At 41.9% G+C, this 11,609-nt stretch carries 15 protein-coding genes and 1 tRNA gene; 12 read left to right on the forward strand and 4 right to left on the reverse strand.

Annotated features, from left to right (window positions below):
• Positions 1 to 103 precede the first annotated feature (103 nt).
• Complete coding sequence (locus AC1RNB_RS07255; RefSeq protein WP_493081986.1) at positions 104 to 553, forward strand: hypothetical protein; 450 nt, start codon at positions 104 to 106, stop codon at positions 551 to 553.
• Positions 554 to 610: 57 nt separating this feature from the next.
• Here AC1RNB_RS07255 and AC1RNB_RS07260 read toward each other — a convergent pair whose 3' ends face one another.
• Entirely contained in the window at positions 611 to 1,867 is a 1,257-nt protein-coding gene (locus AC1RNB_RS07260) for a DEAD/DEAH box helicase (protein WP_493081988.1), read from the reverse strand.
• Positions 1,868 to 2,146: 279 nt separating this feature from the next.
• On the opposite strand from AC1RNB_RS07260, the gene AC1RNB_RS07265 reads away from it, so the two are divergent.
• Together AC1RNB_RS07265 and hflX are read left to right on the forward strand one after the other, a co-directional pair.
• Positions 2,147 to 2,869 (forward strand): porin family protein, encoded by a 723-nt coding sequence (locus AC1RNB_RS07265; RefSeq protein ID WP_493081990.1) that lies wholly within the window; start codon positions 2,147 to 2,149, stop codon positions 2,867 to 2,869.
• 150 nt (positions 2,870 to 3,019) lie between these two features.
• Positions 3,020 to 4,207 carry a GTPase HflX gene (gene hflX, locus AC1RNB_RS07270; RefSeq protein WP_493081992.1) on the forward strand — a complete coding sequence of 396 codons (1,188 nt, stop codon included), beginning with the start codon at positions 3,020 to 3,022 and terminating at the stop codon, positions 4,205 to 4,207.
• Positions 4,208 to 4,320: 113 nt separating this feature from the next.
• On the opposite strand, the gene AC1RNB_RS07275 is transcribed toward hflX, so the two are convergent.
• Positions 4,321 to 4,974, reverse strand: coding sequence for a hypothetical protein (locus tag AC1RNB_RS07275; RefSeq protein WP_493081994.1), 654 nt, complete (start codon positions 4,972 to 4,974; stop codon positions 4,321 to 4,323).
• A gap of 75 nt (positions 4,975 to 5,049) precedes the next feature.
• Here AC1RNB_RS07275 and AC1RNB_RS07280 point away from each other — a divergent pair, with 75 nt between their 5' ends.
• Positions 5,050 to 5,406, forward strand: coding sequence for a Rieske (2Fe-2S) protein (locus tag AC1RNB_RS07280; protein WP_493081996.1), 357 nt, complete (start codon positions 5,050 to 5,052; stop codon positions 5,404 to 5,406).
• Between the two features lie 65 nt (positions 5,407 to 5,471).
• A tRNA-Asn gene (locus tag AC1RNB_RS07285) sits at positions 5,472 to 5,548 on the forward strand.
• Positions 5,549 to 5,626: 78 nt separating this feature from the next.
• Here AC1RNB_RS07285 and AC1RNB_RS07290 read toward each other — a convergent pair.
• Positions 5,627 to 5,989, reverse strand: a complete 363-nt coding sequence (locus AC1RNB_RS07290; protein ID WP_493081998.1) for a winged helix-turn-helix transcriptional regulator — start codon at positions 5,987 to 5,989, stop codon at positions 5,627 to 5,629.
• An 80-nt stretch (positions 5,990 to 6,069) separates the two neighbouring features.
• Here AC1RNB_RS07290 and AC1RNB_RS07295 point away from each other — a divergent pair, with 80 nt between their 5' ends.
• Positions 6,070 to 6,585, forward strand: coding sequence for a DinB family protein (locus AC1RNB_RS07295; protein WP_493082000.1), 516 nt, complete (start codon positions 6,070 to 6,072; stop codon positions 6,583 to 6,585).
• Between the two features lies 1 nt (position 6,586).
• Entirely contained in the window at positions 6,587 to 7,348 is a 762-nt protein-coding gene (locus tag AC1RNB_RS07300) for a LamG domain-containing protein (protein WP_493082001.1), read from the forward strand.
• 137 nt (positions 7,349 to 7,485) lie between these two features.
• Here the strand turns inward: AC1RNB_RS07300 and AC1RNB_RS07305 are convergent, their stop codons facing one another.
• Complete coding sequence (locus AC1RNB_RS07305; RefSeq protein ID WP_493082002.1) at positions 7,486 to 8,547, reverse strand: Fic family protein; 1,062 nt, start codon at positions 8,545 to 8,547, stop codon at positions 7,486 to 7,488.
• A gap of 506 nt (positions 8,548 to 9,053) precedes the next feature.
• Between AC1RNB_RS07305 and AC1RNB_RS07310 the strand changes: the two genes are divergently transcribed.
• From AC1RNB_RS07310 to AC1RNB_RS07330, 5 genes are all read left to right on the forward strand, one after another.
• Positions 9,054 to 9,725 carry a 3-keto-alpha-glucoside-1,2-lyase-like domain-containing protein gene (locus tag AC1RNB_RS07310; RefSeq protein ID WP_493082003.1) on the forward strand — a complete coding sequence of 224 codons (672 nt, stop codon included), beginning with the start codon at positions 9,054 to 9,056 and terminating at the stop codon, positions 9,723 to 9,725.
• 57 nt (positions 9,726 to 9,782) lie between these two features.
• A complete protein-coding gene (locus AC1RNB_RS07315) occupies positions 9,783 to 10,130 on the forward strand; it encodes a DUF8817 family protein (protein WP_493082004.1) in 348 nt (115 codons plus the stop codon).
• Between the two features lie 194 nt (positions 10,131 to 10,324).
• Entirely contained in the window at positions 10,325 to 10,612 is a 288-nt protein-coding gene (locus AC1RNB_RS07320) for a hypothetical protein (RefSeq protein ID WP_493082005.1), read from the forward strand.
• Between the two features lie 54 nt (positions 10,613 to 10,666).
• Entirely contained in the window at positions 10,667 to 11,305 is a 639-nt protein-coding gene (locus AC1RNB_RS07325) for a hypothetical protein (protein WP_493082006.1), read from the forward strand.
• The gene (locus AC1RNB_RS07330) at positions 11,302 to 11,601 is read left to right on the forward strand and encodes a winged helix-turn-helix domain-containing protein (protein WP_493082007.1); all 300 of its coding nucleotides are present in this window, start codon (positions 11,302 to 11,304) and stop codon (positions 11,599 to 11,601) included. Before AC1RNB_RS07325 ends, AC1RNB_RS07330 begins: the two co-directional genes overlap by 4 nt.
• Positions 11,602 to 11,609 lie beyond the last annotated feature (8 nt).

The raw sequence follows: 11,609 nt of genomic DNA on the forward strand, positions 1-11,609 counted from the left end.
AACCTGAAAAATCCGATAGCTTCAGATAGAGAGGTCAGAAGCCGTACATACAAGAGGCGGGACAGATATTACGATTACTATTAATTTTAATATAAATCAACCTATGACAAAAATTATTAATAGTTTTTGGCAACCTGCAGAACAACTGGTTACTACCCGCCTAAGCGGCCTCTTAGATACAGCAGATATACAATATTGGGAAAATACGCTGATCGGAACCATAAAGCAGGTACCCGATAATACAGATGTGAAGATGCTGGTTGATCTGCATGGATTCAAGGCAGAGAATTTTGAGGTACACAAACAATACCGCAATATTATACCCCTGTTACTCGCCCGGCATGGATACCGCATTGGCTACCTCGATATGTTTCCCGAAGCAACTATTACCCTTAGCACCGAACAGGGTATCCGGGTGGTGGCCATGGCCAATGTGCACCAGGATGAAACCAAAATGAAAGACTACCAGGAAAAATTCAGTAACCCTTTTGAACAGTATTTTACAGATTCCGCAGCGGCCCTTGCCTGGATACTATCCGTTACACTGAATTAAAAGAAACCAAAAAGGACCCTTTCAGGTCCTTTACATCAGTATCGCTAATCAGCCTGATTATCTTTTCGGATTACGTCCGGCATATTTTTTACCGCCTCCTCCTCCGCGGGGAGGATGATTTCGTCCACCACCACTGCCACCACGGGGGGCACGACCAGCGCGGGGATTATAGGCGGGTGTGGGACCAAACTGTTCCGGCACTGCTGCCTTGGTTACCGGATGGCCCAGCAATTCTTCGATCTGGCCGAATTTCTGCTGTTCCTTTTCGGTGATAAAGGTATAAGCCGTTCCCTCACTGGCGGCACGGGCCGTACGACCAATCCGGTGTACATAATCTTCACCGTCGTTGGGAACATCGTAGTTGATCACCAGGTCTATGTCTTCTATATCAATACCGCGGCTTAAAATATCAGTGGCCACCAGGATCTTCAGTTTTTTGTTCCTGAAATCCTGTAATACCTGCTCGCGTTTGTCCTGCTCCAGGTCTGAGTGGATCTCTTCGATGGAGAACTTAGAACGTTTCAGCTCATTCGAAAGCTGTTTTACATTGATCTTTTTGGAACAGAAAACGATCACACTCTGGAAGTCTTTCTTACGCAGGATCTCTTTCACCAGGGGGATCTTCTGGGGTTCATACACTACAAAAGCTTCCTGTACGATCTGCTCCGGTGGTTTGGATATGGCAATATTGATCTCCAGTGGCTGGTGCAGGATCTTCCGGGCCATTTCGCGCATTTTCATGGGCATAGTGGCCGAAAACAGGAGGTTCTGCCTTTGTTTGGGCAGAAAAGAGATGATTTTCATGATATCATCATAAAAACCCATGTCCAGCATCCGGTCGGCCTCATCCAGGATCAGGTATTTCACTGCCTGCATCTTCACATAACCCATGTTCAGGTGGGCAATCATACGGCCGGGGGTACAGATCACCATATCCACGCCGCTCGATAAAGCTTTTTTCTCGGTGGTAAAACTGGTACCATCGCCACCACCATAAACGGCAATGGAACTTACATCGGTAAAATAAGAAAGCCCCTCCATGCTCTGGGCTATCTGAACAGCCAGTTCACGGGTGGGTACAATGATCAGGGCATTGATATTATGCGCATCATGCGGTTCGGTAATAATCTTATTGATAACAGGCAGGAGAAAAGCGGCTGTTTTGCCGGTTCCCGTCTGAGCAGAGGCAATAATGTCTTTCCCTTGTAAAATCGGTACGATCACCTGTTCCTGTACGGGGGTGGCGTTTTCATAGCCCATCGAGTCGATCCCTTCCAGTAATCTTTCGTCGAGGCCAAATTCAGTAAACTTCAAAGCGGATAAAAATATTTAAGTGATGATTAGCTGTAAAGATAGGCTGTTATGGAGGATATCGACGCTTCTGTTTACCCGATACCCGGTTTACACCGGGATCAAAAGGGGCATTTCAGCGGTCATTTACGGCTTCAGACAGGCCATTTCGCGGATTTTACACAGAAAACAGCATGCCTGGTACCCACAATCTGTGTTTTGACTAATTTTTAACCACTGGTATGCAGCCAATTCTGTTATTTTTGCGCCCTAAGGCAAACTATCTGCCATTAACTATCTGAAATGAAAAAAACATTACTTGTTCTTCTAAGTCTCTCTGCTTCTTTCCTGGCTTTGTCTCAAACCACCGACACCAAGAATAAAATAGACCTCAGCAACCGTGCTGCCGATCATTTTATGATCCAATATGGAGCCGATAGCTGGACCAACCGTCCTGACAGTGTTCGTACCAGCGGTTTCAGCAGGCATTTCAATATCTATTTCATGCTGGATAAACCTTTCAAAACCAATCCTAAGTACAGCATCGCTTATGGAATCGGTATCGGGAGCAGCAATATGTTCTTCAAGAACACCAATGTAGATATCAATGCCAATACGGCCAAACTACCATTTACCAATGTAGACAGTGCCAATCACTTCAGTAAATATAAAGTAACCAATATCTACGCCGAGATCCCGGTAGAACTGCGTTATTTCTCAGACCCTGCCAACCCCGGCAAATCATGGAAAGCGGCCCTGGGTATTAAAGTGGGCACCCTGCTGAAAACCTATAGCAAGGGTAAAAACCTGGTCACCAAAAGTGGTGCTTCTGTGTACGGTACCAGTTATATTGAAAAAGAAAGCAGCAAACGCTTCTTCAACGGCACCATGCTGGCCCTTACCGGCCGCGTGGGTTATGGCATTTTCTCGATTGATGCCGGTTACCAGTTTAATGGTGTATTAAAAGACGGCGTTGGTGCCAGTATGAATAAATTTTCACTCGGCGTTACCATCAGCGGACTGTAGGCCGCGTGAGTCGTGAGACGTGAGTCGTGAGTGGGATTGCATCCTGCTCACGATTTTTTTTGCCTCTCTCACGACTGACGTCTCACGTCTGACGACTCACGACTCACGATTCCCGCCATCATTGATTACCTTCGCCTAAATTATTTCCCCTTGATCGAGAAAAAGAAAGCGATACAGAATGAAGAGCAGACCGTGTTGGTGGGGCTGATCCAGAAAGAGCAAACAGAAGCGCAGGTAACCGAATACCTGGATGAACTGGCTTTTCTATCAGAAACCGCCGGTGCCGTGGCCGTGAAACGCTTTACCCAGAAACTACCGCATCCGGATAGCCGCACATTTGTGGGCAAGGGTAAACTGGAAGAGATCAAGACCTATGTAAAGGGACGGAATATCAACCTCGTGATTTTTGATGATGAGTTAACCGGTTCGCAGATCTCCAATATTGAAAAGGAACTGGGTGTAAAAACCATTGACCGTAGCGATCTCATCCTCGATATTTTTGCCAGCCGGGCCCGCACCGCTCAGGCCAAAGTACAGGTAGAACTGGCTCAGTACCAATATCTTCTGCCACGTTTAAAAGGTATGTGGAAACACCTGGAACGTCAGGGGGGAGGTATTGGTACCCGTGGTCCGGGCGAAACGGAGATTGAAACTGACCGCCGGATCGTGAAGGATAAGATCTCCCTCTTACGAAAACGCCTGGCCGAAATAGACAAACAGGCATTTACCCAGCGCAAAGAACGTGGCGAGCTGATACGGGTAGCCCTGGTGGGTTATACCAACGTAGGTAAAAGCACGCTGATGAACCTGCTGAGTAAAAGTGAGGTTTTTGCCGAAAATAAATTGTTTGCTACCCTCGATACCACCACCCGTAAAGTGGTTTTTGAGAATACCCCATTCCTGCTGAGTGATACGGTAGGTTTTATCCGCAAACTGCCCCACCACCTGGTAGAAAGCTTTAAAAGCACCCTGGATGAAGTGCGCGAAGCGGATATTCTGCTACACGTAGTAGACATATCCCACCCGCAATACGAAGAACAGATAGGTGTGGTGAACAAGACCCTGCAGGAACTGAAAGCTTTCGAAAAACCCATCCTCACCGTCTTCAATAAAATGGACCTCTACACCGAGAAGAACTTTGACGAGTGGCTGGATGAAAGCGTACAACAGGAGATCCTGCGCGAATTGAAAGAGAAATGGGACGAAGCCACCGATAATAATTGCGTATTTGTTTCGGCCCAGGAAAAAAACAATATCGACGCGTTGCGAGAAATGATCTTAACGAAAGTGAGGGATATGTATAAGATCAGATACCCCTATAGAACGGTTCAGTACTAAAACAATTTGAAAATTTGGCAATTTGAAAATTTGAAAATGAAACCGCCGGGTAGATGCTTCCATTTTCAGATTATGACATTTTCAAATTAATGCTGGCGTCTGAATCGGGTTGCTTACAGTTCTTTCAACAATTGAATGCCGTAAGTACGTGGTGAACCATTGTTTGAAAAGTTGCCCCGTAGGGTAAAGCCAATACTAAAACGTCTTTCCCAGCTATCTCCCATACGAATACCGGCCCGTACACAAGGATCGAATCCATCAAAAATCACGTTGCCTACCGAAGTATGTAGTTTGGTATAACTGTATACATACCCTGCCCCAACATAGATCCCGAATTTTTTCTTTCTTGAATCTTCAGCTGCTGAATACAGGCCAATATTCAGGTCTGCCAGTAAAGGAAGCTCAAATGCCAGGCGAGTACCCCTGAGTCCCACAATCGTATCTCTTTTGGTACCATTGAAATCGACGGAACGATAATTACTCGTTGTGCTGAAACCCAGCATTACGGGAGAACCGATACTAACCGATCCAAAAGACCAGGTAAGAACGTTTACTCTTGCACCATACACAATTCCGAACTGACGTAGTTTTACAGAATACGCAGCATCAGTAACAGATGAGTCTGTAATTGATCTGGCTTCACCGGAAATATTGGCGCTGGTTACCCCTAATCCGAATACCTGGTCAACCCTTACAGATTGTGCATAAAGAACAGTTCCTGCCAGAAAGAATCCTGCACAGGAAAGAAAAACGCATAGTTTACGCATAAGATAGAAATTCGTCACAATATGGGATGGGGGGGGGAATATTAAAGATAGACATAATAAAAGAAAAATACATTTATGGATGATAAAACTAGAACCTGGTATAAAATCGCTGACAATGAAGCCGAATTAAACTGGCAGGATAATAACCTCTGTTTGGTAGAAGCCGGAGGTAAAACGGTGACCCTGGCCAGGCACAATGGACAGTTATTCAGCTGTGCGCATAAATGTCCGCATGCCAGTGGGATTCTGGCCGATGGGTATATTAATGCAGCCGGACAGGTAACCTGCCCCCTGCACCGTTATCGGTTTGACCTGAAAAACGGACGCAATACCAGTGGCGAGGGCTATTTTTTAAAGACCTACCCCATAGAAACCCGCCCCGATGGCATTTATATAGGGCTGGAAGACAAGGGATTTTGGAGTTTGTTGTAAATTTTCAGCCACAGATTTTGCCGGAATACATTTTTCCCTATTTTTGCAACCCCATAGCGGGAAATTCCTCCTTAGCTCAGTTGGTTAGAGCATCTGACTGTTAATCAGAGGGTCTCTGGTTCAAGTCCAGAAGGGGGAGCCAAACTAGACAAGCCATCAGAAATGATGGCTTTTTCTTTGTCCGTCAATGATTTAGGTGTGCTGCATCTTTGTAAAAAAATCAAGCAAACTCCTTAATTATTTTCTTAGCGGTATTCGTGTTTCCCCAAGAAGCTAATTCATGTAGAATTGGTAGCAATGTTTTGCCTGACGTTGTAAGGGAGTATTCCACCCTTGGAGGCATTTCAGTGTATTCAACCCTTTTAATTAACCCAAAATTCTCCATTTCTTTTAGTTCACTCGAGAGCACTTTGTTAGAAATTGAGGGGATAATCTGATTTAATTTACCAAAACGTATTTGCTTGTCCCCAATACAGTTTAGTATAATGGGTTTCCATTTTCCACCAATAATGCTCATTGCTCTTGTTACAGGACAGTTTAATGGGTTGTCAATAAATCTTGAATTAAAATTTGTGGTTACCATAAGGTTACTGGTTTTTACTTATTTGGTTACAAATATAAACTATGTGATTTAGTTTTGTATTGAACAAAATAATAAACACGATGAAAAAAACTTTAACACTGTTAACAACAATTTTAATTATGGGGAATTTACAAGCACAGACGTCAAATGAAACACTTGTTAAAGAGTGGCAAAGAGCGAAGGCTTATACAAAAGAGTATTTAGATGCAATGCCAGAAAGTGGTTATTCATTGAAGCCAACAAAAGAAATGCGTTCGTTTTCTGGTCAGGTTTTACACTTGAGTGATGCAATTTATGGGTTTGTCGCTTTTGCAACTAACGAGAAACCAACAGCGTCTGATTTGGAAAAATCAAACGACACAAATAAGGCATCTGTTACAGCAAAAGTATTAGCAGCCTATGATTTTGCTATAAATGCAATTCAAAAATATCCTAATTCAAAACTTGCAGAACATATTAAGTTATTTGGTCAGTTTGATATGAGTAGAGAACAAGCAATAAATAAATGCTTTGAACATCAAACACATCATCGTGGTCAAACAACAGTTTATTTAAGATTGGCAGGTGCAACACCTCCAGCTGAAAAATTATTTTAATATGAAAAATAGTAAACAGATTATCTTATTAGCAATTATCCAACTACTAATAACTTCAACAAACTTTGCTCAAACTAAATTAAAGTTGGGTAAACAAGAATTTGAATTACATAATGTAACTGGTTCAATCATTAAGTTCCAAGGTGAAAATGTCCTTAAAATTGAAAGAGATTTGCAGTCATTACCTTTTGATGCTAATAGATTAGAAGCAACTGTGGATGAAAAGCATTATGCAAAATTAGTTGGAATAGATGATTTTGAAAACGGGACTATTGAGGTTAAAATGTATAGTCAAATCCAAGACCCATCACCTTTTCCTGCAGCTGCTGGTTTTATTGGCTTGTATTATAGAATTGCTCCAAACGATTCAGCATTTGAGTCCATTTATCTGCGACCAAAAGTTGGTAGGTCGTCCAATCAAATGTTTAGAAACCACGCTGTTCAATACTTCTCATATCCTAATTTTAAATTTGAAACATTGAGAAAGAATTATCCTCCTGGTTCTTATGAAGGTTCTGCACCGGTTGCATTGAAAGAATGGATTACCATGAGAATTGAAGTAAATGGTGAAACAGCGGAGATGTTTATAAACAATATGAAGTATTCTTCTTTTATCGTTGATAAAATGTTGGGTAATGTTAAAAAAGGAGGAGTTGGTCTTTATGTTGATATTGCAACCATAGGATACTTTAAGGATTTGAAGGTAATAAAAAGAGCATACAAAGCTCCCAAGAAGAAAGAGGAAAAGCAGAATGGGATTTAACCTCCTGCAATCTCACACGATGTTCAAGTCTTTAATTTTCAGATAATTGCAACCTTAATCATCGGAATATAGCTGCATCTTTCGTCAATAAGGGGAGCCACACTATACAGCTTTGCAGATTCTGCAAGGCTGTTTTTTTATTTTCCACTCAGCAGTTTAAACAATTCTCTGTTCTCATAAAAATTCTCTCTGCCAATTTTATGTTTTACAAGAATATCTGCTTTTACCAATTCTTCAAGGTAACGGATGGCGGTATTCCGGCTTACCTGAAGGTCTGATTGTATAAATTCAATTTTTGTATAAGGATATTTGAAAAGATTATTCAGCAGATCCTGACTATACATTTTTGGATATCTACTTCTTATCAGCATTTTATATTCCTGCATCAAACGTTTCATGGAGTTGATCAATAGGACAGTTTCTGATGCGGTTTTTTCAACTCCATCCAACATATAAAGCAGCCATTCCTCCCAATTTTCGCTTGAACGTACATCCTGTAACAAACGGTAATAGTCCGTTTTATTTCTAATAATATAGCGACTTAAGTAAAGTATGGGCAAATGCAACAATTCTTTTTGAACCAGATATAAAATATTTATAATTCTACCTGTTCTGCCATTACCATCATAAAATGGATGGATACTCTCAAACTGGTGATGTATGATGGCCATTTTTAGTAAGGGATCTATATCCATTTGAGAATCGTCGTTGATGAAAAGTTCCAGATTATTCATCAACGCAACAATAGATTCATGGTCTTGTGGAGGAGTATATACCACTTCGCCGGTTTTGTCATTCAATAATTTAGTTCCCGGTAACTTTCTGTATCCGGCATCATTTTGTTCTACGACTTTCTGGATCTGAAGTATATGATTACTGGTAATGATCCTGTTTTTTTTAACCAGTCGGAACCCTTCAATTAATGCTTTGGCATATTGATGTACTTCTTTTGCTGCCGGACTTGCAAACTGATTACTAAACAAACTGGTTTGATATATCTCATCAAAAGTGCTTATAATATTCTCAATGGCTGAACTCTCCCTTGCCTCACTGAGTGTAAGAGTTTCGAGAAGAATATGCTCATTCGGAATTGTTCCGATTACACCTTTCAGTTCAGCTAGTGCCTTATGCGCCATCGCAACTTTACGCAAGACCGCCTTAGTTTCGATATCTCCTCGTATAGGCAGAAATTGGAGCATTGGGTCTAATTATTTAATATAACCCAAAATACCAATTTTTGGGGTTGTATTAAACAAAAACAACCCATTATTTCCTATTTCTGGGTTGTATTTAAAGTATGGAAAGGCGGAAAAAGTATAGTTTCTATCAATAAGCGGGGCTTAAAAATCAAATAGTTACGCCAAAAAAGTATCTCTTATTTTCTGTGGCTTGCACAAAACTGGCTTTTACCCCCCTAAACTTGTTAAAAAAGCTTCCGCTCGTGCCTTGAATTTTGTAAGCATAGCGGGTTGAATTTTACTATTTGTCTTTTCTGTCAACGATTGTCTTGCATCGCAACATCACCTATAAAACCGAATCCCTTTTCTTTTCAAATGATACTTCCCTTTTCCATAAAGTTTCCTGCAAGGTTTGAACTGCATGGCCTTTTAACAAAGGCCGTAACATTGCGCTATCCTCATAAGTAACGTAATCCTTCATCTTATTTGCTGCAAATTGTATCTTTCCTGTAACAATTTGTTCTATCATGCATAAGTACATTCTTTTTTTATTGTCTCTGTTCACCAGCGGTTTGGAAGTCTATGGGCAATCCATTGCATTAACGCCAAACAAACTGACTCCCGTTCAGGTAATGATGAAAGCTGTTGAACTGGATGGTAGAAAAGCCATCCGGGTAACAAAAGATACAGCCGTTAAAAAAGATGATGAAGCCACTTTTGTGAGGATAAACGATCTGACTTTCCGGGACGGCACTATAGAAGTAAATGTTTTGAGCAGACTGTTACCCGATGCTCCCGCACATGCTAGGGGATTTATCGGTGTGGCATTCCGGATCAGTGAAAAAAATGAGCGCTTCGAATGTATCTATATCCGCCCAACCAATGGCAGGGCCGGGCAGCAGTTACGGAGAAACCGGTCTGTGCAGTATTTTTCTTTCCCTGATTTTAAATATGACAGATTACGAAAGGAAAGTGCCGGTGAATATGAGAGTTATGCGGATATGGGGTTGAACGAATGGATACAATTGAGAATTGAAGTAAAAGGGACCCGTGCAAAATTATTTATCAATAACCAGGCACATCCCTCTTTAATTGTGAATGATCTGAAACTCGGAGAACATACCAGCGGAGCAATCGGTTTGTTTGTGGATATCGGTACCGAGGGTTTTTTCAGAGATCTGACCATCAAAAACCAATAGCTTTTGGAAAGTTTGTGTTTGCTGTATAGGGTTAATGCTTTTTCGTATTTTTAATCCATGCCCCTATTAACCGCCGCACCTATACTTGCTTTTTTGGAACAGCAGCCCACCATCAGCTTTTATGAAAAGCTGGGCTTTACCTGTAATGCGAACTGGGATGGTTACCTGATGTTTCACCGTGACCAGATCAGCATTCATTTGTGGCGGTGCGATGATGAGAATATTCCCAAAAACACCGGCTGTTATGTGTATGTAGATGAAATTGATGCCCTGTACCAGGAATGCAATGCGCTCGGTATTGTACATCCCAACGGAAAATTAGAGACCAAACCCTGGCAACTGCGGCAGTTCAGTATACTGGATAATAGCGGTAATATCATTCATTTTGGCCAGCACCTTGTATGATCCGGTTGCAGGCAATTTCAGAGCGAAGCTCCTTGAAATTAAGGTAATCGATTGAAAATCAACAACAAAATAACTTAACAATCTCTTTCCCTTCACCTTTCAGGTTAAAACAAAGCCAAAACCCTGAATAGATTTGGCAGGTCAGTATTTTTTGTTAACTTTGAATTACAAAGTACTTTTAAAATAAAGAACCCATGAATTACAGATCACTGATCTTAAATCTGCTGGGCTGGATCTGCGGCATCCTGTTTTCTGCTATCGGCATCGTGAATATGTGCTGGGGTAACGATGCCATGTTTGGCTTATTCCTGTTTACCCTTTCGTTGGTCTACTATCCGCCTTTACATTCCCTATTTCGGAAACTGACCGGCTATGCTGTACACGGTGTACTGAAAATTCTGCTGGCGATATTCATTATTTGGGCAAGTCTAGGGGTGGGTCAATTATTTGATAAGATAGACCTCATGCTGCAATCGTTTTAAAACGTCACCAACTTTTATATACCGTTTACTACCTACTACCCTAAAATTATTCAGATGAATCAACAACAGGAACAGTTAGATGCCATCCGCGACATCAGGAACTTAATGGAACGCTCATCGCGATTTTCATCGCTGAGCGGTCTGGCGGGGGTCGTCGTTGGGATCCTTGCCCTTGGCGCTATTCTGACTGCCTATCTATTACTGGGTATAACACCACTTGAACAAGGGTATTATACATTATTGAACAATGAATCTCCCATAGCCGGCTATACGCTATTTACATTGCTGGCTGCCGATTTTGGATTCGTATTGTTACTCTCACTGCTTACCGGCATTTATATGTCTGCACGCAAAGCCAGAAAACAAAACCTGCCGGTTTGGGATGCTACCGCCAAACGAATGCTGCTGAACTTATCCATTCCATTGGTAACAGGCGGCATTTACTGTCTGATATTACTTTACCAGGGTCAACCGGCACTGGTTCTTCCGGCTACCCTGCTTTTCTACGGACTGGCACTACTCAACGCCAGCAAGTACACCATCAACGATATTCGCTACCTGGGTGTGCTGGAAGTTGGTCTTGGACTGATCGCTTCCTATTTTACAGATTATGGTCTGCTGTTCTGGGCATTTGGATTTGGCATACTGCATATTGTTTACGGCATCAGTATTTATTTTACATACGAGAAGTGAAAAATTTCATAGAAGAAATCAATAAAGCATTTGAGAGCAGGGTGCGCCTGGGTATCATGTCGATCCTGATGGTGAACGATTGTATTGATTTCGGTACCCTCAAAGAACAATTGCAGATCACCGATGGTAATCTGGCCAGTCACCTGAGTGCCCTGGAAAAACTGCAATACATAGCAGTGAAAAAACAATTCATCGGCAAAAAACCCAATACTTCTTATTCCGTAACCAGTGCCGGAAAAAAAGCATTCAGTGAACACCTCACAGCGCTGGAGAAATTGATCAGACAATCTATCTAACAGCTATA

The organism is Sediminibacterium sp. GW821-FHT12F12 (assembly GCF_058806635.1).

Coding starts and splice junctions, on each gene's coding strand:
- AC1RNB_RS07295 (WP_493082000.1), top strand. CDS start 6,070: ATGAAAAAAACTTTAACACTGTTAACAACAATTTTAATTATGGGGAAT.
- AC1RNB_RS07300 (WP_493082001.1), top strand. CDS start 6,587: ATGAAAAATAGTAAACAGATTATCTTATTAGCAATTATCCAACTACTA.
- AC1RNB_RS07280 (WP_493081996.1), top strand. CDS start 5,050: ATGGATGATAAAACTAGAACCTGGTATAAAATCGCTGACAATGAAGCC.
- AC1RNB_RS07320 (WP_493082005.1), top strand. CDS start 10,325: ATGAATTACAGATCACTGATCTTAAATCTGCTGGGCTGGATCTGCGGC.
- AC1RNB_RS07275 (WP_493081994.1), bottom strand. CDS start 4,974: ATGCGTAAACTATGCGTTTTTCTTTCCTGTGCAGGATTCTTTCTGGCA.
- AC1RNB_RS07315 (WP_493082004.1), top strand. CDS start 9,783: ATGCCCCTATTAACCGCCGCACCTATACTTGCTTTTTTGGAACAGCAG.
- AC1RNB_RS07325 (WP_493082006.1), top strand. CDS start 10,667: ATGAATCAACAACAGGAACAGTTAGATGCCATCCGCGACATCAGGAAC.
- AC1RNB_RS07290 (WP_493081998.1), bottom strand. CDS start 5,989: ATGGTAACCACAAATTTTAATTCAAGATTTATTGACAACCCATTAAAC.
- AC1RNB_RS07310 (WP_493082003.1), top strand. CDS start 9,054: ATGCATAAGTACATTCTTTTTTTATTGTCTCTGTTCACCAGCGGTTTG.
- AC1RNB_RS07305 (WP_493082002.1), bottom strand. CDS start 8,547: ATGCTCCAATTTCTGCCTATACGAGGAGATATCGAAACTAAGGCGGTC.
- AC1RNB_RS07255 (WP_493081986.1), top strand. CDS start 104: ATGACAAAAATTATTAATAGTTTTTGGCAACCTGCAGAACAACTGGTT.
- AC1RNB_RS07265 (WP_493081990.1), top strand. CDS start 2,147: ATGAAAAAAACATTACTTGTTCTTCTAAGTCTCTCTGCTTCTTTCCTG.